The organism is Kribbella sp. CCNWLW201 (genome assembly GCF_037203805.1).
GTDB lineage: Bacteria > Actinomycetota > Actinomycetes > Propionibacteriales > Kribbellaceae > Kribbella.
On record NZ_JBBCBQ010000016.1, the window covers coordinates 1 to 20,063 of the forward strand.

A 20,063-nucleotide genomic window follows, 5' to 3' on the forward strand; every position below is an offset into this window, starting at 1 on the left:
AGGTCGACAGGAACCCCGGCGGTACGGCACTTGGGACACGAAGGCGGCGACCAGCGACCGGTTCGCGTTCCGCACCGGTCAACGACCACCCACACATCGAGCAGAAAAGCCGGTTCTCCCCATGAATCGCTCCCCGTTAGCGGGGTTGCTCGGCGCCGCCGAGGCCGGCGTTGCGGGCTTGGATGATGGCGGTGGCGCGGTCGGCGATGCCGAGTTTGGTGAAGATGGCGGAGACGTTGTTGGCGACGGTCTTGGCGGCCAGGTCGAGGCGGTTGGCGATGGCGGAGTTGGAGAGGCCGGCGGCGAGCAGGTCGAGGATCTGGCGTTCGCGGGTGGTGAGCTCGGGGAACGGGTCGGCCGCGGGAGGCGGGGCGGAGAAGAACCCCAGCACGCGCCGGGCGACACCAGGGCCGAAGATCGCCTCACCGGCCGCGACCGCGCGGATGGCTCGCGCGATCTCGTCCTGCTCAGCCCCTTTGACCAGGTAGCCGCGGGCGCCCGCGCGCATCGCCGCGAAAACCGAGTCGTCGTCCTCGAACATCGTCAGCACCAGTACGGCGACCTCCGGCGCCGACCGTCCGAGCTCCCGCGTCGCGGCGAACCCGTCGAGGTCAGGCATCTGAAGATCCAGTACGGCGACATCGGGCCGCGTCGTGATCACCTCACGGATCGCCTCGCGGCCGGTCGCGGCGACCCCCACGACCTCGATCCCCGGCAACGACGTGAGCAAGGCCGACAACCCCGCCCGGACGACCGGATGATCATCGGCCAGCACCACGCGAATCATCTGTGCTCCAAGGGGAAACTCGCTCGTACGACGCCTCCGGCCGGCGACGGTCCTGCCTCGAAACGACCGCCCAGCTCGGCGGCGCGTTCCCGCATCGCGTGCAGACCGACGCCGGGACGCCACTCGCCGTTCGGCGGTCCGTCGTCGGTCACCTCGATCTCCAGGTCGTCACCACAGCGCAACGCTAGTACGGCGGACGTCGCGTGCGAGTGTCTGACGATGTTCGTGAGCGCCTCGGTCGCGATCCGGTACGCCGCGACCTCGAGAGCTGCCGGCAGCGGCGGCAGCCCGTCCGCCGAGACGTCCACCTGGATCGATGCCCCGTCCGCCCGGAACGACAGCTGATCCGCGCGCTGCCGCAGTGCTCCGACTAGGCCGAGTTCGTCGAGCGCAGGTGGTCGTAGATTGTCGACAAGCCGTCGTACGTCGGCGATCGCGGTACGGGTGTCGGTGCGCAGGGTCGCGAGGAGGTCGCGAGCCTTGTCCGTGTCGGTCGCGATCAGGTTGGCCGCGGCATCGGCGGTGAACGCGACACCGGTCAGAGTCGGGCCGAGTCCGTCGTGCAGGTCGCGGCGGAGCCGGCGGCGCTCCTCCTCGCGGGCCGCGACCAGCTTCTCGCGGGACGACTGGAGCTCTGTCGACAATCGGGTTGCATGCAATGCGACAGCGAGCGGTACGGCGACCAGCCGAAGCACGTTGCGGTCGGCCGAGGACAACTCCGACTCACCCGACCGCAGCCCGATGTTCAGTGCGCCGACCGTGGCGCCGCCGTACTCCAGATTCAGCGGTACGACGGTGGCCGACGGCCTACCGTCCGAGGCGACGATCGTATTGTCAACAATCAGAGCAACGTACGGGAACCGCAGCGCCGAGCGGATGGACGCGATGACACCAGGTAGGCCAGCGGTCAGGTGGTCGGTGACAGCGGAGTGGTCGGTGGGCGGGTGCTTGCGGGCACTGGCGGTCGGGTAATCGGCGGCACCTGGGTGGTCGGTGGTCAGGTGGTCGGCGACACCGGAAAGGTCGGCGACACCGGGGTGGTCGGTGGCCGGGTGGTTGCCGGCTCCGGCGTGGCTGGCGGTTGGGTGGTCGGTGGCGCCGGGGAGGCCGGCGGAGAGGTGTTCGCTGATTCGGGATGCTACTCGGGCTGGGTCGCCGCGGTCGCCGTAGAGGGCTCGATCGACGAGGCGCTGTAGGCGGGGCAGGATCGGGGCGATGATCAAGGCGACGAAGACGGTGATCGCGGCGGAGCGGCCGACTTGGGACGAGATCAGCGAGCCCAGGATCGCGGCCAGTGCAGCGTAGGCGCCGACGGCAACCAACGACAGCACCGCCCAGGTCAGCGCGCGCGAGACGACCAGCCGGATGTCGAGGAGTTGGTAGCGCACGATCGCGACCGCGACGGCCACCGGGATCAGCGGAATCGCCAGTAGGACAAGGATTGGTGTGCCGGCGATGAGCGACCACGGCGTCACGAACAGGATCGCGATGACCGATGCCAGCAGCAACCACAGGAGTTGCCGGCGGCCCACTTCATCGGCCCGGCGGTACCTGATCGCCAGGCAGGTGATTGCCAGCAGCAACGCGATGAGGCCGCGGACCTCGGTGATCGTCCACAGCGGCTGGAGAGCGTCATACGACGAGATGGTCAGGTAGCCGGACGGAAGCCCTTCACCGGGTGCGCTGCCATCGCCGGTCATCTCGAGGACGAACAGAGGCGACGTGACGATGATGCCGATCGCGGCCCAGCGCCAGCGGGGCGAGAGCAGCCTGCCGGTCGGGAACAGTAGCAGCGCCAGCGGAAGGAACAGCCCGATCGACCACGGCCAGGCCGCCATCGAGAGCGTGACGATCAGGCGCTGGGCGACCATCGGGGCGTCCGCGTCGCCCATCATTTGACTGATCGGCGTGGTCACCGCTGTCGTGGCGTGCCCGATGCCGTCGGCGATGAACAGCCAGCCGATTGGATTGCTCGGCCGATGCCAGGCGATCACCGCGCCGCACAGGCCGAACGTCAGCCCCATCAACCCGTTCGTCAGCACGAATGCCTCGACCAGGATCTGCCAGCCCCATCCCAGTACCGCGGCGAGGATGAGCGCCGCGATCACTTCCGCGGCGACGAACCCGCCGAGCCCGCCGGCCAGCCAGCGACGGGTCGGTTGTGGTGAGGCCTTCATACGGAGAGTGTGCGCCCAGACGTGTCCCGGCGTCTCGGGATCGGGTTCCCGGGTGAGTCGGGGGATTGCCTGGTCACGGGGGAGTGCGCGCCCAAGTGTTAGACGCGGGGATCGTCGGACAGTTGTGCCCTCAGGAGAGGGGATGACAATGCACAAACTGGGATTGGTTGTACTGGCTCTGGTGTCGGTTGCGGATCTGCTGACACCGGTGTTGACCGACGGGGAACACCCGCCGATGGAGATCGCGATCGGCGCGGCGGTGGTCGGTCTGGTGAGTCTGGTGCTGATCGGGTTCGCGTGGCAGGGGAAGCGGTGGTCGTTGGCTCCGCTCATCACGCTGCGGCTCGCCTCGGCACTCCTCGCAGTACCCGCGTTCTTCGTGTCCGACGTACCCGCGGCAGCGGTCGCCGCCGCAGGTGTGGGGGTGGCGGCAACGATCTTCGGAGTCGTGGCGGTACTGCTGCCGTCTCGCGAGCCGGTAGGTGCGCGATGAGCCAGACATTGACGCGTACGACGCGAGCCGACGTCCGACCGGTGTCGCGGTGGTTCGCGGCGCTGATCCTGCCGATCGGCCCGGCCGCGATCGCGCTGCTGCGGTACTTCCTGCCGTACGACACGGTCGACGACATGTCGACGATCACCAATAAGATTGTCGACAATCTCGATCGAGGGTCGCTCGTGCTCTGGCTGGGCTTCATCGGGATCCTGACGCTGGTCCCCGGCGCGTACGCCGTCGGCCGGCTGACCCGTCGCCGGGCCCCGTGGCTCACCGCGATCGCGCTGCTGCTCGTCGTACCCGGGTATCTCGCGCTGCCGTGGATGGCGTCCGGCGACATCTTCATCTGGTCCGCGGGTACGGCGGGACTGGATCCGGCCGCGATCACCCGGGCCGCCGAGGTGAGCCACGGCACGATGGACATCGCCGGGATCGTCTTCGTCGCCGGGCATGTTATCGGCACGATCCTGCTCGGGATCGCGATGTGGCGCTCGCACATCGTGCCCCGATGGGCCGCGGTGGCGACCGCGATCTCGCAACCGATCCATCTCATCGCCGCGGTCGTGGTGGTCAGTCACACGCTGGATCTCGTCGGCTGGGGCCTGCAGGCAGCCGGATTCGCCGCGGTGGGGTGGGCGATCCTCCGGATGCGTGACGAGGACTGGGAACCGCAGTACTGAGCCGTTTGCAGGAGGGGAACTGTTGCCCGAAAGGGAAAAACAGTCGGCCCCGGGCTCGTCCGGCGCTACGCTCGATCGCACCACAGGGGAGTGCGATGACGTCGTTCGCACTGAAGGGGGAGTGGGATGACGGAGACGGACGAGTCCGGGATCGACCTGTCGCGGGGGAGTTTCAAGCTCGCGGACGTGGAGACGCAGGACACCGCCAAGCTGGCGATGATCCTGGACCTGATGGCGCAGCGCCCCGCCGTACAGACCTTGAAGGCGTGGGCTCTCGGCCAGCTGGCGCCGGCCGCCGGCGAGACCGCGGTCGACGTCGGCTCGGGGACCGGCGAGGACGTCGTACGGTTCGCGAAGCTGGTCGGTCCGGCGGGGCGAGCGATCGGCGTCGAGCCGAGCGCGGGCCTCCGGGCGGAAGCGGTACGACGTGCCGCGGGAGTCAACACCGAGTTCGTCGAAGGCGATGCGAACGCCCTGCCCTTCGAGGCGGAGTCGGTGGACGTGCTGCGCAGCGAGCGGGTGCTGCAGCACCTGGCCGACCCGGCCGGCGCGGTCCGGGAGATGGCCCGGGTACTGCGGCCCGGCGGGCGGATCGCGTTGATCGACACGGACTGGTCGACGGCGATCATCCATCCGGCCGATCCCGCCATCCTCCAGCGGATGGTCGACTACTTCCTCGCCGACTCGGCGAACCCGTACTCCGGCCGCCGGCTGCGGGGTCTACTAGCTGGCGCGGGCCTGGAGATCACCGGCGAGACCGCCGCCACCTGGATCGAACCACAGGAAGGCGCGCGGCAGGGCTTCGTCTCGATGATGCACCTGACCTCCCTCGAGGCCGGCGTCATCACCCGCGCGGAAGCGGAGGCCTTCGCCCAGGGCATCGCCGACGCCGCCGACCGTGGCGAGTTCCACCTGTCGCTGACGATGTACGCCGTCAGCGCTGTCAAACCCCGTGTTGCTTGAGGAAGGCGACCGTGCGGGCCATCGAGGTCGGCCAGGCGGGGCCGAACGCGTGTTCCTCGCCCGGATAGGTGTACATCGAGGCGGTCTTGCCGGCCGCCTTGAGCGCCGCGAGAGTCTCACGGGACCACGCGATCGGGCAGGTCGAGTCGGACTCGCCATGGTGGATCAGCACCGGCTCGGTGACCCGCTCGAAGAAGTTGACCGCTGACACATTGCGCCAGAACGCCGGGTTGCGCGCCGGTTCGCCGTACGTGCGCAGCACGGTCGCCCCGATCGGACGGTCGTTCCGCACCCAGCGGTTGAAGTTGTCGGCGGTATCGGAACTGACCGGTGCGAAGACGACCGCGGCCTTGATCAGCCCGGGTTGCGCGACCAGCGCGTTGTAGGTGACCCCGCCGCCCATCGACCGGCCGAGCATGCCGATCCGGTTCGGGTCGACGGACGGCGAGGTTCGCAGCGCGAGGACGGCGTTGATCGCGTCCTCGGTGTACCCGAGGCGCATGTCCACGCCCTCCCGCGGATCGTCGGACGACTGTGCGTGTCCGCGATAGTCGGTGTGCAGTACGACGTACCCGCGCCGGGCGAGGTAGTCCTGCTCACGCATCAGGCCGCGGCCGTTGGTGTAGATCGCCGGGTCGATGTGACCGTGGTTCAGGACGAGCGCCGGGTGCCGGCCGGGGGTGCGCGGGACGTTCATGATGCCGGAGATGGTGAGTGAGCCGCTCGAGTACGTGACGTAGTACCGGGTGTAGGCGGTGTTGCGGGCGAGGACGCGGCCGAGCCGGAGGTTCCGGCCGTCGTACTTCCTCGTCATCATCGCCTGCAATGAGACCGGGTGCGGTGCTGCCGTAGGCGTAGCGGTGGTCGGCGTCGATGGAGCCGGCGGAGCGGATGACGTGGTGGGCGTCGAGGAGGTTTCGCTCGGAGTTGACGCCGGGGGTGCCGCGTCGTCCTGGGAGGTGCAGGCGATCGCGGCCGTCATCACGAGCGCGGCGACTCCCGTCCACGTCATCCGCCGGTCCATACGGTCAAGTCTGCCGTCGGACGACGAGAATCCGGCGAAAGTTCACACAACGATTCGCGGCCCGCGGCGCCGGAGCGGCACCGCACGGATTGCGTGATTACTGCCTCGTAGGGTGAATTGTTCGCCTTTCGATAGTCCGCATGGCAGCATTTGGGCCGGACGGTCGAATTGTTCAAGCAGGGGGCTTGAAAAATGTCGAAGGCCAGACGGGCAATACATCGCAGCCGGGGACCGTTGGTGCTCGCGCTGGGACTGTCCGTCGCCGTGATCGCCGCGGCCGGCGTCGCGATCGCGCTCGTCGGATCGGACGACGACTCACCGTCGGGTCAACCTTCACCAACCGCGAGTGCGCCTGCACAGACAGCGAAAACAGCGCAACAGGCAGTCTCCCCGGCTGACGCGTGCAACGCAGAACTCGCGGCGACTGGTGCCGTACTGACCGCGGCACGCACTGCCGCCGGGCATTGGCGCGAACACGTGGCGGCGCGGACCGATCTGCTGGCCGGCAAGAATTCCGCGGCTGTCACCAAAGAAATTTGGAAACGCACCCGGCTCGCCGGTCCCGCGGATATTGCCCGGCTGGATGCCGCAATAGTCGCGCAACGCAGCTCGGCCGGGGGCTGCGCGACGCTGACCGGAGCGTCCGCGGCAGCGTGCAATCACCGGTTGAAGATCCTGCAGACGGCGGCCGCCGCGAACGGGGCCGCCGCCGCGGACTGGGAGAAGCATCTGGCGATGATGGCGGCGCATGCGGCCGGCGACTTCGGCTCGGAACACGCGCAGCAGCTCTGGGAAGCGGCCTGGTCAGGTGCCACTAGGAACCTCAACGCTGCTGCCCGAGCCAATACCGCTCTCGTGGAGGCGCCTGCCTGCAGACCGTCCTGACGCAGCCTGCGGACGGCGCGGCCATTGCACGATCAGTACGGCGGCCAGCACCAGCGAGCCGCCGAGCCACTGCATCACGGTGAGCGTCTCGCCGAACACGACCGCAGCGGCGACCACCGTCACCACTGGCTCGAGGATGGACAGGATCGACGCCACTGACGGGCCGACCCGGGCCATCCCCGCGAAGAACAGCAGGATCGCTCCGACCGTGCTGACCAGCGCCAACGCTGCCAGCCACAACCACCCGATCGGAGCGAAACCGAGGTCGGTGCCACCGCGCAGGAACCCGGTCACGAGGAAGGTGCCGAAGGCCCCGGTGCACACGAGCGCGGTCAAGGCGAGCGGAGGTACGTCGGCCGTCACGCGGTCGCCGACCAGGATGTAACCGGTGTAGGTGAGCGCTGCGCCCAGCGCCAGCAATGCACCCAGCCAGTCGAACCGCCCAGTTGTCGCCCCGCTGAGCACCAGCACGATCCCAGTCAGCGCTACGCCCAGCGCCCACATCCGCCGCCGCGACGCGCGTTCTCGCCTGAGCACGATCGCCCCGGCCATGACCAGCACCGGATACACGTACAGGATCAGCGCGACCATCGACGCGTCGATCCTGGCCAGCGCGGAGAAGTAGAGACCCGCCTGCGCCGCGTAGCCGAACACCCCCATACCCAGTCCGGCGAGCACGGCCCGGCGGGGGAGTTGGCGCAGCGCCCCTCGGGCCAGTGCGATCACGATCAACAGGCCGCCGGCCAGCCCGAAACGGACCAGCAGCAGCGCGTCCACCGACACACCCGCGTCGTAGGCCAGCTTGCCGAACACGGCCATCGCCCCGAACCCGGCGGCGGAAAGTAAGCAGAAGAGTCGTCCCACGGGATCGATGGTCCCGGTCCAAACTGTTCAGGTCCATCGCGACTTCATGGACAGCATCGTGTAGCTATCCTGAACAGATGTTGGATCTCCACCGGCTGCGTCTGCTCCGCGAGGTGCACGCTCGTGGCACCGTGCACGGCGCCGCGCGGGCGCTCGGGTACACGCCCAGTGCCATCTCCCAGCAGCTCTCAGTGCTGGAGCGAGAGGCCGGTACGCCGTTACTCGAACGGATCGGCCGCAACGTCCGACTCACCGCCGCAGGCCAGGTCCTCGTGCGTCACGCCGCCGTACTGCTGGAAGGCGTGGAGGCGGCGGAGGCCGAGCTGGCCACGATCGCGGCCGGGCGGGCGGCCGGTGTGGTCCAGATCGCCGCGTTTCAGTCCGCGTTCCTGCGGATCGTGGCTCCGGCAGTACGGGCGTTGGCCGTGAGCGATCCCGATATCCGCGTCGAGGCGGCAGAGGTCGAGGTGGAGCAGGCGGCGCCGGCCCTGCGGCTGCATCAGTTGGACGTCGTGGTCGGCGACGAGTACGACGGCCAACCTCGCGCCGTGCACGCCGACCTGGATCGCGAGCGGTTGCTGCGTGAACGCATCCACGTCGTGTTGCCCGCCGATCATCCCGAGGCCGCCGTCGACCGGGTGCCGATGGCGCGGCTGGCCGACGTACCGTGGGCCGCTTGCCAGCCCGACACCGGGCATCGCGAGATGCACGTGCGGGTCTGCCGGGAGCTCGGCGGGTTCGAGCCTGACCTGCGCTACAGCTCCGACGACTTCCTGATCCTGCTGGAGCTGGTCCGTACGACGGGAGCCGGTGCGCTGCTGCCGGATCTGGTGCTCGGGTACGGCGCTCCCGGAGTCGCGGTCCGCCTACCTGCCGAAGGAGCCGTCGGCCGGGAGGTCTTCCTGCTCACGCGCCGCAGCCGTACGCCGGCAGTCGCCGCGGTCGCCGCCGCCTTACGCATCGCCGCGGACGAACAGGTAAGGGTTTCGTCAGCGGCGGGCCGTTGACGAAACCGGGGTCGCGAGGGACGGTCGAGAGAAGAACGGGTGGGTCTGGGGGAGGTCCGGCTGCCCGTCGGGGGTTCAGACGCTCTCTGGGGTGGGTTGCTCGCGCTGCGCCCGACGGCGACGGCTGGTCTGTGTAGCGCCGGTTGTGGCGCTGGTCTTGACGTGACAGCCGTGGAGGGGTCATGGGGACGATCGATGACTTGAGGGAACGCACCAGGGGACAGGTCTTTACCGACGGCGACGAGGGGTACGACGAGGCGCGCCGGGTCCACCAAGCCATGTACGACCGGCGTCCGCGGGTCGTGGTGCGGTGTGAGAACGCTGGTGACGTGATGGCCGCGGTGGATTTCGCGCGGTCCAACGAACTGGATCTGGCAGTGCGGGGCGGCGGGCACAGCGTGCCGGGCTTCGGCACCGTGGACGACGGTGTGGTCGTCGACCTGAGCGGGATGCGCAATGTCCGGGTGAACCCTGTCAGCCGGACCGCTCGCGCGGGTGGCGGTGCGACCTGGGGTGATTACAACGCGGCGACACACGCCTTCGGGCTGGCGTCGACCGGCGGCATCATCTCGACCACCGGGGTCGGCGGTCTGACCCTCGGCGGCGGGATCGGCTACCTGGACCGAGGGCTCGGGCTGGCCTGCGACAACCTGATCTCGGCGGACGTGGTGACCGCGGACGGGCGGTTCCTGATCGCCAGCGAGAAGGAGAACGACGACCTGTTCTGGGCGTTGCGCGGTGGCGGCGGCAACTTCGGCGTGGTGACCGCGCTCGAGTTCAGGCTGGCACCGGTGTCGACGATCTACGGCGGTCCGATGCTGTTCGAGATGGCCGACGCGGCCGCCGTGGTGGCCGGGTTCCGGGACATGATCGGGGATGCGCCCGAACAGCTCGGCGGGTTCCCGGCGTTCCAGATCGCGCCGCCGCTGCCGTTCATCCCGGAGGACCGGCACGGTGACGTGTTCGCGCTGATCGTCGGCTGCTGGGCCGGTGATCCGGATCAGGGCGAGGCGGAGATCTCGAAGTTCCGTGAGTTCGCGCCGGTGGTCGCCGAGATGGTCGGGCCGATGCCGTACCCGGCGCTGAACAGCGCCTTCGACGCACTCGTCCCGCCGGGCCTGCAGCACTACTGGAAGGCGAACTTCGTCACCGAACTCACCGACGAGGCGATCCAGGCACACCTGCGGCACGCGCCCGGCCTGCCGGCGGTGAACTCGACCGTGCATATCTACCCGATCGACGGCGCTTGCCACCGGGTCACGCCCGGCGCGACCGCGTTCGCCTACCGGGACGCGAACTTCGCGACCGTGATCGCGGGAATGTGGCCGGACCCGGCCGACAACGACGCCAACATCGAGTGGGTCAAGTCGTACTACGACGACGTCGCACCGCTGTCCGAGGCCGGCGGCTACATCAACTTCATGGCCGGCGACGACCAGGGCCGGATCCAGGACAACTACAAGGACAACTACGACCGGTTGGTCGAGGTCAAGCGCAAGTACGACCCGGGCAACCTGTTCCACCTCAACCAGAACATCGTGCCCTAGGCAACGAACAGTCAGCCCGTACGACGTTCGCCGTACGGGCTGACCGGTGTTCGTCTACATCGCCAGCAGGCGTTGGAAGAAGGCACGGTACTTCTGCAGGGCCGAGCGCAGGTCCTCGGTCGACGGCTCACCGTCGGACCACTGCTTCTCCAGACCCTGGTGCTGTTCCTCGAAGCTCGCCGACAGGCGCTTGAGCAGATCGTCGACCAGCTTGTCGGCTTCACTCACCGAGTTGCGCGGATCGTCGACGAACCCTTGCTGGATGACCTCCCACCGGGTCCTGAAGTCGACCGCCACGTCCTCTGCCACCAACGGCTGGGTCGAGGTGTCCGGCTGGTTGCCGGCCGCGGTCCACTCGACGCCGCGGTCGGTCGTCGTCGCCTGATCCGCGCGGGTGTCCGTCGTACGGTCCGCGTCGCCGAGGTCCGTCGAGCGGTCGGTTTCGCCGAGGTCCGTCGTACGGTCGGTTTCACTCGTGTCCGTCGTACGGTCCGCGTCGCCGAGGTCCGTCGTACGGCCGGGTTCGCCTGCATCCGTCGTACGGTCCGCGTCGAGGGCGGCGTGGTCGGCGTCGGTCATGCGGCGGTCTTCGTCCGTCTCATCGAATCGGCGGTCGTCTGGCGTGGTGGTCATGCTTGCTCCTTGGCGTCATGTGAGTGCTTCGCGTCCCCGCTGTCGGCCAGCAGTGCCTCGACCAGGTAGCGGTAGGCGGTGACGGCCTGGCGGAGTTCCTCCGTGTCGGTCTCACCCTTGGCCTGGGCGACCGCGACCCGGTGCGCGTCGCGGTAGTGCGCGGCGACCTCCGGGTGCTCCACCGAGATGTCGTTGACGCGCTGGTCGAACTCGTCGACCGGGTAGCCGGACTCACGCATCATCCGCAGGACGAGCTGGTCGGCATCGGCGACGGCGGCCGCGGGCTGGTCGACGAAGCTCTGCTGCACCTGAGCCCACTCGGCCCGGTACTGCTCTGCGGACCCCCGGCTCAACGGTGTGATGTCGAGCTTCGACACGCGGCGCTCGCGCTCACGCAGTTCGCGTTCGGCGCTGCGCCGGTCGCCCGACTCCTCGATGGTGTGCTCGTACTCCGGGCCGAACCGCTGCTGCAGTTCACCCGAGCGTCTGCGCTGGTACATGAACAGCAACCCGGCCGCCGCGAGCACCACGACGACGACGATGACGACTGTCAGGACGGTATCCATCAGACCTCCAGTCCGATTGGGCTGTGCAGACCTGGCGATCCGGAGAACTGATCGCGAGGACCTTCGGCAGGCGGGCCCCCAGCGCCGCCTCACATCCCCGAGGCCGAACCGGTACCCACGGAGTACCCGGACAAGCGTCCAGCCGGCCACCTGACTTCGGTGACCGGCTGGAATCGGTTGGGTGCGCTCAGGCCTTCGGGGCCAGCTTGTGGACGACGATGCCGGACTTGAAGGTGGTCGTGCCGAGCAGTTCGAGGTGGGTGATGGCGACGTCGACGTCGTCGAACAACTTCGCACCACTGGCCAGGACCGGAAAGATCCAGAAGTGGTACTCGTCGACCAGCTTGTGCTCCAGCAGCGTCTTGGAGAACTCACCCGTTCCGTACTTGATCAGGTCGCCCCCGTCCTCCTGCTTGAGCCGCTTGACCGCCTCGGCGGCGTCGCCCTCGAGCAGCCGGGCGTTCCAGGTCAGCTCCCCGGTGAGGGTGCGGGAGGCGACGTACTTCGGCATCGCGTTGAAGTGGTCGGTGAACGGGTCACCGCTGCGCTGTGACCAGGCCTCCGCGAAGCCTTCGTAGGTGACCCGGCCGAGCAGCTGGGCCTCGACGTTCTCCATCAGGCCCTGGGCGTAGGCGCCGTGCTCGTCGTCCCAGTACGGCGGGGAATAGTCCTGCGGGTTCTCGATGACGCCGTTGGTGGTCAGGAACGTGGACTCGATCAGCTTCCTCATTGTTCTTCCTTACGGTTGGTATGGACGTTGCGTGCGCGCTTGAAGGAGCGCTTGGGCCCACCAGACGAGCTGGTCGAGCATGAGCTTGGCCTGGGCCTCGTAGCCGGCGGTCGGCCGTGGCCAGTGGCCGTCCGCGGTGAACTGCTCCCAGTAGCAGGGCAGTGCGACCGTGTTGCGGATGGTGACGGCCTGGAGCTCGGTGAAGACCTGCCGCAGCTGTGCTGTGGCGTACAGTCCACCGGTCTCCCGGCCGTAGCTGACGATCGCGACCGGCTTGGCGTGCCACTCCTCGTAGTACCAGTCCAGTGCGGTCTTCAGCGGTGCCGGGAAGCTGCTGTTGTACTCCGGTGTCACCACTGCGAACGCGTCCGCGGTGGCGAGTCTCGGAGCCAGTACGGCGACCTCGGCGGGTGTCTCGTCGTCGGTGTCGGGCAGTGCGGTCGGCAGGTTCGCGGTGGCCAGGTCGATCAGGTCCACCTCGAACTGCTTGGCGGCCTGCTGGGCGAGCCAGTGGGCCACGGTCGGTCCGAACCGCCCGTTGCGGGTGCTGCCGATGATCACTGCCAGTCGCATCTGCTTCCTCCTTCCTGATGTCCCAGACTCTGCCGGATCCCGTTTACGGTTTCTTTCCGGTCGGGCGTAAACCCGGTGTGGCGGTTAAGGTGCGGCCATGCGTTTCGGGGTGCTGGGGCCGGTCACTGCCTGGACGGACGCGGGGGAACCCGTGGCCATCCAGGGCCTGAAGGTCCGCGCCCTGCTGGCCGACCTCCTGGTCCACGAGGGCCGTCCGGTGCCGGCTGACCGCCTCATCGACGACCTCTGGGGCTCCCAGCTCCCCGGCAACCCGTCCGGGACCCTGTCCGCGAAGGTCTCACAGCTCCGGCGCGCCTTCGAGGACGCGGAGCCCGGCAGCCGGGCACTGGTGAAGTCCGGTCCGGCCGGCTACTCGATCACCGTCGACAGCTCGTCGTACGACGCTCTGACCTTTGCCGACCGGGTAGCGGCCGGGCAGCTCAGTGAGGCGCTCACACTGTGGCGTGGACCGGCGTACGCCGACTTCGCGGATGAGGCGTTCGTCGAGACGGCTGTAGCCCGGCTGAACGAGCAGCGGCTCACTGCAGTGGAGTCCTGGGCCGACGCCTCGGTGGGTGAGTTGGCCGCGCTCGTTGCCGAGCACCCGCTGCGTGAGCATCTACGGGCGAGTCACATGAGGGCGCTCTACCGGAGTGGTCGGCAGAGCGAGGCACTGGAGAGCTACGAGGAGCTGCGTCTGCTGCTAGCCGACGAGCTGGGGCTGGACCCCAGTCCGGAGCTGGTCGCGCTCCACCAGTCGATCCTCACGCAGGAGCTACCTAGTCGACGTTCTAACCTCCCAGCCCAGCTCACCGAGCTGATCGGTCGTTCAGAGGCGCTGGCCGACGTCAGCTCGTGTCTGGCGTCCTCACGGCTCGTGACGCTGACTGGGCCTGGGGGAGTGGGCAAGACCCGGCTGGCCTTGGCTGCTGCCGCTCAAGTCGCTGACCGGTTCTCTGACGGAGTCGTGCTGGTTGAGCTGGCTGCGGTGACTCCTGCTGCTCTCTCGGTTCGTAGCTCTCTGATGGATGCCGTGTACGCAGCCATGGATCTCCGCGAGATCACCGCCGTGGAGCGGCTTGCCGCTGTGATGGGCTCCCGGTTGCTGGTGCTCGACAACTGCGAACAGATCGTCTCGGAGGTTGCTGACCTGACAGACCGGCTGCTGGCCGCCGCGCCCGGCTTGCGGGTGCTGGCAACGAGTCGCGAGCCGCTGGGGTTGGCCGGTGAGGTCGTGTGGTCTGTGCCGACGCTTGAGGTGCCATCACGCGATACTGAGCCTGATGCGGTGGGTGAGTGCAGTGCGGTCCAGTTGTTCGTCGCCCGGGCGTCAGCTGCTTCTAGGGACTTCAGTCTGTCGGCCGCGACTGCTGCGGACGTCGCCGTCCTGTGCCGACGCCTTGACGGGATCCCGCTCGCGCTGGAGCTCGCGGCGACCCGAGTACGAGCTCTAGGAGTCCGTGGACTCGTTGCCCGACTGGACGATCGGTTCCGCTTGCTCGCGACCGGACACCGTGGTGCTGCACCGCGTCAGCAGACTCTGCACGCGATGATCGACTGGAGCTGGGAACTGCTCAGCCCGGACGAGCAGGCTGTTCTGCGCCGTCTCGCCGTACATGCGGATGGCTGTACGCCGGATGCCGCGTCGGTGGTGTGTGCTGAGCCAGGGGTCGACGTGCTGGATGTACTGGTACGGCTGGTGGACCGGTCGCTCGTCGTACCGGTGCAGGGGGCGGAGGGGCCGCGATACCGGCTGCTGGAGTCTGTGGCGGCGTACTGCTTGGAGAAGCTGCGTTTTGTCGGTGAGCTGGAGTCAGTTCAGCAGCGGCACCTCGAGTACTACACGTCGTTTGCTGAAGAGGCTCGACCGCATCTGTACGGCGCTGAGCAGAGCAGGTGGTTGCAGCTGCTTGATGAGGATGCCGCCAACATGCGGTCGGCACTGGACCGGGCTGTGGCGACTGAGCAGGTGGAGGTTGCTGAGCGGTTGGTGGATGCACTCGCTTGGTACTGGTACCTGCGTGGGCGGACTGCTGAGGCACTGCGGTCGCTGGAGGCAGTGCCGGGCTCTGCTCGGGCAGGTGCTTGGCGGGTCGGGTTCATGTACGTGCAGGGTGACAGTGACGCTGGGAGTGAGCGGGACCGGTGGCTGGAGTCTGCGGACGCTCGGGCGCAGTGGTGGATCGCCTTTGCCGGTAGCGATGCCGGGGACCTCGTGACCTGTCTGGCGCTGCTGGAGCGCGCGCTGAAGACCTTCGAGGCGGACGGCGACCAGTGGGGTGTCGCTGCGGTGCTCGCGGCGCGTGCCAAGCATGCACATGTGCGGTCCGACGTCGCGGCTCTGCATGCCGATGCTTCGGAGAGTGCTCGCATCTTCCGCTCGCTGGGTGACCGGTGGGGAGTGTTGCAGGCGACCAGCTGGCTCAGTGCGCATGCGGAGTTCACTGGCGACTTCGACAAGGCTGCGCGGCTGCAGCGGGAGGACGTACAGCTGGCGGAGGAGCTGGGGCTCTGGCCAGAGCTTGCAGGGTCGCTGGGGATGCTCGGGTGGACTGAGATCAGGCAGGGCAACTACGACGCGGCCCGTGGCCATGGCGAGCGTGCTCTGCGCCTTGCGGCCGAGCAGGACCAGCGCGCGACCCAGGCCTTGGCGGAGATCGTGCTGGCCTACGCAGCACGTCGTACCGGCGCTCTGGAAGAGGCGGAGATGCGGCTGCGTGCACTGGTGGATGAGGCGCGCCGCCAGCAGGATCCGGTCCTCTACCTCTCGATGGTGCTGACGGAGCTGGCGTACGTCGTGGAGCTCCGTGGCGATCCGGAGAGTGCTCTCGAGCTGCACCTCGAGGCCTTCCGCATCTCGGAGGAGTACGAGTCGCTGCGGGGCATGTGCTGGTCACTGGAGGGCATTGCCGCCTGCCTGCCCGACAAGACCGTCGCTGCGAAGCTCCTGGGTGCTGCTGACGCGACCCGTGCAGCGGAGGGCTACCTGGTCACGTCGGCAGAGTCCGGTGACATCAGCAGAGCTGTGGCGGTCGCTCGCGATGCTCTGGGAGACGCTGCCTACCAGACCGCTTGGGACGCCGGCAGCGCTCTTTCGCTGGAGCAAGCATTCCGCCTGCAGTGACTTCTGCTTGGCAGATGGTCTTGACTTGAGATTATTCGTGCAGCGAAGTAGTTTCGTGGTCAAGCAGACTTGTGAAAGGTGAACCATGGACTACGGCCATGAGCTGGTCTTCGGCACGTTCCTGACCCCGGCGGTCGACAACCCGGCCCGGGTGATCGCGCTGGCGCAGCTGACCGAGCAGGTCGGCCTCGACCTGGTCACCTTCCAGGACCACCCGTACCAGCCGCGGCTGATGGACGCGTGGACGCTCCTGTCCGTCGTCGCCGCCCAGACCCAACGGGTCAAGGTCGCCACGAACGTCGCCAACCTCCCGCTGCGCCAGCCGGTCGTCCTCGCCCGCAGCGTCGCCACACTCGACCTGATCAGTGGTGGCCGAGTGGAGCTGGGTCTTGGCGCCGGCGGCTTCCTGGACGCCGTCGCTGCGAACGCTGGTCCCCGGCTGACCACAGGGCAGAGCATCACTGCGCTGGAAGAGGCCATCGCGATCATGCGCGAGGTGTGGACGCCACAGGGTGGTGGCATCCGGCTGGCCGGCAAGCAGTACACCGTGGCCGGTGCCAAGCGTGGTCCGCAGCCGGCACACGATGTGTCGATCTGGCTGGGCGCGTACAAGCCGCGCATGCTCGCGCTGACCGGACGGGTCGCTGACGGCTGGCTGCCGAGCAGTGGGTACGCCGGACCGGACCAGCTCGCTGCGATGAACAAGATCATCGATGAGGCTGCTGTGGAGGCAGGGCGGGACCCTGCGTCGGTACGGCGGCTCTACAACCTGTCGGGGCGGTTCGACGGACGTGGTGGTGGGTTCCTGCAGGGGCCGGAGGAGCTTTGGATCGACCAGCTCGCCGAGCTGACGCTGGGGGAGGGGATGAGCACGTACATCCTCGGCTCTGACGACCCGGACGACATCAGGCGCTTTGCTGAGGTGGCAGCGGGTGTCCGTGAGGCAGTGGAGGCGGCCCGCTCTGGTGCCGCTGTCTCAGAGCGCGCTGCGGTTGCTTCTGGTGCTGCGCCTGGTGGGTTCAGCGTTGTGCCGACTCCACCTCCTGCTGTACGACGTAGCGCCGTACAACTGCTGGACGAGTCGGAGCGACCCACCGGGCCGGCGTTGGATCCGGAGCGCACGTACACGCCGTACCAGCTGTCGTCGGGTCAGCATCTGATCGACGTACACGACCATCTGCGTGCAGAGCTCGAGCAGATCCGCGACCTGGTGGAGCAAGTGGCTGCGGGGTCGATCGGTGTCGGGCAGGCGCGGTCGCACATCAACACGATGACCATGCGGCAGAACAACTGGACGCTGGGAACGTACTGCGAGTCGTACTGCCGGCTGGTGACCACTCACCACTCGCTGGAGGACGCCTCACTGTTCCCACACCTGCGTCGGGCCGACCCGGCGCTAGTACCCGTCGTGGACCGGTTGGAAGAGGAGCACCGCGTCATTCACGACGTACTGGAAGGTGTGGACAAGGCACTGGTCGCTCTGGTCGACGGCTCGGGGGACATCGACGGTCTGCGAGCAGCGGTCGACCTGTTGGACGACACGCTGCTCTCACACCTGTCCTACGAGGAGCGCGAGTTGGTGGAACCGCTGGCGCGGCTCGGGGTCATTTAGCCTCGCCCAGGAGTGAGGCCAGGATGTCGAGCAGGCGGAGGGTGGGAACCTCGCCCAGCAGACGAGCGGCCGACGTGGACGGCTCCGCGATCAGCCGAACCTGCAGCAGCTTGAAGTCGCGCACGTTGGCCGGGTTGACCAGGTCGTTGTGGACCGCCTTCAGGAACTCCGCACCGGCGGAGGCCGAGCCATAGGTCATCCGGATGAAGCTGTCGGTGACCGGGTAGAGGTACGGCCGCTTCAGGTGCAGCAGCTTCGACTTCTTGGCGTGGCCGAACCCGCGGTGGCCGGTGAACTTCTCGTCCAGCGCCATCGCCGCCTCGAACAGCTCGCTGTCCGGTTTCGCATCCTCCAGCCGCGCGTCGACCGGGATGGCCGCGAGTTCCTTCTCCGCGTCCACCTCGAGCAACCACGGGATGTCCATCGCCCGCAGGTCGGAACCGATCACCATCGTCCGAGCCAGATCCTCGAGCGTGATCTGGTTCGGGTCGGACCCCCCGATGCATGTCATTCCCGGTAGACCGTCGTAGTAGCGCAGTACAGCGCCGTTCGTCTCGGCGTACAGCCGCAGCTGCGCTATAGCCTCGTCGACGACGATCTTCCGAGTACCGATGTTCATGAGCCACACCCTCACACTCTTGGTGGCAGACCCGCCAGCAGGCAGACCATCATCCGAACGATTTCCTGACCCCGTTTCCGCAGATCGTAGGCGACCCCCCGCTCACCCACACGCCTGGGTCACTTCCCGTTATCCACAACCTGTAATCATCCGCTCTACTGAGCCTCCAATCTCCATAAACTCTCAGTAACCCCCCATCAACCGAGCGGAGGCACCCATGACCCCAGTCCGGCCCTTACCCGCCCGTTCTCCGACGGCGCGTCGGGCGCGAGCCTTGGCTGATAGCGTCGCCGATCGTGGACGGCGGTGATGACTTACAACTCGCGTTCGACATGTCAGATCTGGCGGCGGAGCTCGCGCTCGGCTACTTCGAGGCCGGCGTTGCGGCAACGCTGAAGGCCGACGGCACACAAGTCACGGAAGCCGACCGGGCAGTCGAGCGGCTGATTCGCGAAACGTTGTCTGTGGCGAGGCCGATGGACGCGCTCCTCGGCGAGGAACTTGGTCGACTCGGTGAGTCCGACCGGGTCTGGATCATCGACCCGGTGGACGGTACGTCATTCTTCAGCCGGCGTGACCCGAACTGGCGAGTTCAGATTGCGCTGGAGGTTGCCGGGAGCATTGAGCTCGCGGTCGTCACCGCTCCTGCGCTGCGGCGCTGCTGGTGGGCGATCCGAGGCGGCGGGGCTTTCGAGTCGTCCTGGCCACGCGAGGAGGCCGAATTGCAGCGCCTCGAAGTCAGCACCACGTCGGCGGTGGCTGATGCTCGGCTCGAGGCTCTGGATGACGCGTTCAGAGCCCGGCTCTCGAGTGCGGCCCGCGGACCGGGGAGCCCTCTCCCGCTCGTGGAACTCGTTCGTGGCGAAATCGACGCCTTCCTCGTCGAGCGGTACTACATCTGGGATCACGCGCCCTGGATTCTTCTCGTCGAGGAAGCGGGCGGCCGTTTCACCGATCGAACCGGCGGACGTGCGGGCGACCAAGGCGGTGGGCTGTATTCCAACGCGAACTTGCACAGTCAGTTGCTCACCGCCCTTCAATACCCGACGCGCCGGCCCCTGACCGCCGGACCTGTCAACGAGGCGTGAGGCGGATGACGGGGTACTGGCGGGCGGACTTGGACTGGTACTTGGCTAGGCGGGGTTGGGCGGTGGTGATCGCTTGCCAGGCCTGGTCGCGGGTGGGGCCTTCGAGCGGGGTTGGGATTACCGGGAGGGGGTCGCGGCCGGGGAAGGCGACGGACGCGCTGGTGGGGTGAGCCATGAGGTTGGCGTGCCAGTCGGGGTGTTGGCTGCCGCCGCCGGAAGCGACGACCAGCCAGGCGTTCTCGCCGTCCGGGAACCAGGCCAGCGGGGTTTCGCGGGGCTCGCGGCTCCGGCGGCCGAGGGTCTTGAGGACGAGTACGTCCATGCCCATGAACTTGTCGCGACCACCGTGGATCTTGCGGCTCGTACGGGCGTTCATGGTCCGCTGAATCCAGCGTGAGAACGGTCCGGGCGTACCGGGCTTGCGCTTCGCCGTCTGCTGCTTCTGAGTCATGGCTACCTCCAGTTGATTCGACCTGAACTCTCTGGTGGCAACGCTATGAGCGCCCCGCCCAAGCCTGCTTCTCGATTCCTGACCGATCACTTCGGCCGGCTCAGATGGTGGCAGGTGGCAAGGGGTTGTAAATGGGTTGCTGGGGGTGGGGTCGGGGTTGATGATGCGGGGATGGAGACGACCGTTGGGGTGTTGCTGGTGAACGTTGCTGCCGTTGGGGCGGGGCGGGGTCAGCAG

At 67.8% G+C, this 20,063-nt stretch carries 19 protein-coding genes; 9 read left to right on the forward strand and 10 right to left on the reverse strand.

The annotated features are described in order from the left end of the window. Positions 1-136 precede the first annotated feature (136 nt). Entirely contained in the window at positions 137-787 is a 651-nt protein-coding gene (locus V9K99_RS39905) for a response regulator transcription factor (RefSeq protein ID WP_337007805.1), read from the reverse strand. After that, complete coding sequence (locus tag V9K99_RS39910) at positions 784-2,964, reverse strand: sensor histidine kinase (RefSeq protein WP_337007806.1); 2,181 nt, start codon at positions 2,962-2,964, stop codon at positions 784-786. Before V9K99_RS39910 ends, V9K99_RS39905 begins: the two co-directional genes overlap by 4 nt. Before the next feature lie 142 nt (positions 2,965-3,106). On the opposite strand from V9K99_RS39910, the gene V9K99_RS39915 reads away from it, so the two are divergent. The 3 genes from V9K99_RS39915 to V9K99_RS39925 all read left to right on the forward strand — a co-directional run bounded on the left by V9K99_RS39915 (position 3,107) and on the right by V9K99_RS39925 (position 5,103). Continuing rightward, a complete protein-coding gene (locus V9K99_RS39915; protein WP_337007807.1) occupies positions 3,107-3,457 on the forward strand; it encodes a hypothetical protein in 351 nt (116 codons plus the stop codon). Next, complete coding sequence (locus V9K99_RS39920) at positions 3,454-4,140, forward strand: hypothetical protein (RefSeq protein WP_337007808.1); 687 nt, start codon at positions 3,454-3,456, stop codon at positions 4,138-4,140. Before V9K99_RS39915 ends, V9K99_RS39920 begins: the two co-directional genes overlap by 4 nt. Positions 4,141-4,266: 126 nt before the next feature. Beyond that, positions 4,267-5,103, forward strand: coding sequence for a methyltransferase domain-containing protein (locus V9K99_RS39925; RefSeq protein ID WP_337007809.1), 837 nt, complete (start codon positions 4,267-4,269; stop codon positions 5,101-5,103). Here V9K99_RS39925 and V9K99_RS39930 read toward each other — a convergent pair. Further along, positions 5,084-6,115 (reverse strand): alpha/beta hydrolase family protein, encoded by a 1,032-nt coding sequence (locus V9K99_RS39930; RefSeq protein WP_337007810.1) that lies wholly within the window; start codon positions 6,113-6,115, stop codon positions 5,084-5,086. The genes V9K99_RS39925 and V9K99_RS39930 overlap by 20 nt on opposite strands. Before the next feature lie 249 nt (positions 6,116-6,364). Here V9K99_RS39930 and V9K99_RS39935 point away from each other — a divergent pair, with 249 nt between their 5' ends. After that, positions 6,365-7,012, forward strand: a complete 648-nt coding sequence (locus V9K99_RS39935; protein WP_337007811.1) for a hypothetical protein — start codon at positions 6,365-6,367, stop codon at positions 7,010-7,012. On the opposite strand, the gene V9K99_RS39940 is transcribed toward V9K99_RS39935, so the two are convergent. Then, a complete protein-coding gene (locus V9K99_RS39940) occupies positions 6,932-7,876 on the reverse strand; it encodes a DMT family transporter (RefSeq protein ID WP_337007812.1) in 945 nt (314 codons plus the stop codon). The two genes, V9K99_RS39935 and V9K99_RS39940, sit on opposite strands and share 81 nt — an antisense overlap. A gap of 77 nt (positions 7,877-7,953) precedes the next feature. Between V9K99_RS39940 and V9K99_RS39945 the strand changes: the two genes are divergently transcribed. Beyond that, the gene (locus tag V9K99_RS39945; RefSeq protein ID WP_337007813.1) at positions 7,954-8,883 is read left to right on the forward strand and encodes a LysR family transcriptional regulator; all 930 of its coding nucleotides are present in this window, start codon (positions 7,954-7,956) and stop codon (positions 8,881-8,883) included. Between the two features lie 182 nt (positions 8,884-9,065). Beyond that, entirely contained in the window at positions 9,066-10,430 is a 1,365-nt protein-coding gene (locus V9K99_RS39950) for an FAD-binding oxidoreductase (protein WP_337007814.1), read from the forward strand. Positions 10,431-10,484: 54 nt separating this feature from the next. On the opposite strand, the gene V9K99_RS39955 is transcribed toward V9K99_RS39950, so the two are convergent. The 4 genes from V9K99_RS39955 to V9K99_RS39970 form a co-directional block, all read right to left on the reverse strand. Continuing rightward, the gene (locus tag V9K99_RS39955) at positions 10,485-11,063 is read right to left on the reverse strand and encodes a hypothetical protein (RefSeq protein ID WP_337007815.1); all 579 of its coding nucleotides are present in this window, start codon (positions 11,061-11,063) and stop codon (positions 10,485-10,487) included. Continuing rightward, positions 11,060-11,629, reverse strand: coding sequence for a hypothetical protein (locus tag V9K99_RS39960; RefSeq protein WP_337007816.1), 570 nt, complete (start codon positions 11,627-11,629; stop codon positions 11,060-11,062). The genes V9K99_RS39955 and V9K99_RS39960 overlap by 4 nt, the downstream gene beginning before the upstream one ends. 187 nt (positions 11,630-11,816) lie before the next feature. Then, positions 11,817-12,359, reverse strand: a complete 543-nt coding sequence (locus V9K99_RS39965; protein WP_337007817.1) for a dihydrofolate reductase family protein — start codon at positions 12,357-12,359, stop codon at positions 11,817-11,819. Between the two features lie 9 nt (positions 12,360-12,368). Further along, positions 12,369-12,932, reverse strand: coding sequence for an NADPH-dependent FMN reductase (locus V9K99_RS39970; protein ID WP_337007818.1), 564 nt, complete (start codon positions 12,930-12,932; stop codon positions 12,369-12,371). A gap of 97 nt (positions 12,933-13,029) precedes the next feature. On the opposite strand from V9K99_RS39970, the gene V9K99_RS39975 reads away from it, so the two are divergent. Together V9K99_RS39975 and V9K99_RS39980 are read left to right on the forward strand one after the other, a co-directional pair. Next, positions 13,030-16,056 carry a BTAD domain-containing putative transcriptional regulator gene (locus V9K99_RS39975; RefSeq protein WP_337007819.1) on the forward strand — a complete coding sequence of 1,009 codons (3,027 nt, stop codon included), beginning with the start codon at positions 13,030-13,032 and terminating at the stop codon, positions 16,054-16,056. An 85-nt stretch (positions 16,057-16,141) separates the two neighbouring features. Beyond that, positions 16,142-17,668, forward strand: coding sequence for an LLM class flavin-dependent oxidoreductase (locus tag V9K99_RS39980; RefSeq protein ID WP_337007820.1), 1,527 nt, complete (start codon positions 16,142-16,144; stop codon positions 17,666-17,668). Here the strand turns inward: V9K99_RS39980 and V9K99_RS39985 are convergent. Next, on the reverse strand, positions 17,661-18,287 hold the full coding sequence (locus tag V9K99_RS39985) for a DUF6308 family protein (RefSeq protein ID WP_337007821.1): 627 nt from the start codon (positions 18,285-18,287) through the stop codon (positions 17,661-17,663). The two genes, V9K99_RS39980 and V9K99_RS39985, sit on opposite strands and share 8 nt — an antisense overlap. 296 nt (positions 18,288-18,583) lie before the next feature. On the opposite strand from V9K99_RS39985, the gene V9K99_RS39990 reads away from it, so the two are divergent. Then, positions 18,584-19,375, forward strand: a complete 792-nt coding sequence (locus V9K99_RS39990; protein WP_337007822.1) for an inositol monophosphatase family protein — start codon at positions 18,584-18,586, stop codon at positions 19,373-19,375. Here the strand turns inward: V9K99_RS39990 and V9K99_RS39995 are convergent. Beyond that, a complete protein-coding gene (locus tag V9K99_RS39995; protein ID WP_337007823.1) occupies positions 19,362-19,826 on the reverse strand; it encodes a nitroreductase family deazaflavin-dependent oxidoreductase in 465 nt (154 codons plus the stop codon). The genes V9K99_RS39990 and V9K99_RS39995 overlap by 14 nt on opposite strands. Positions 19,827-20,063: the final 237 nt, after the last annotated feature.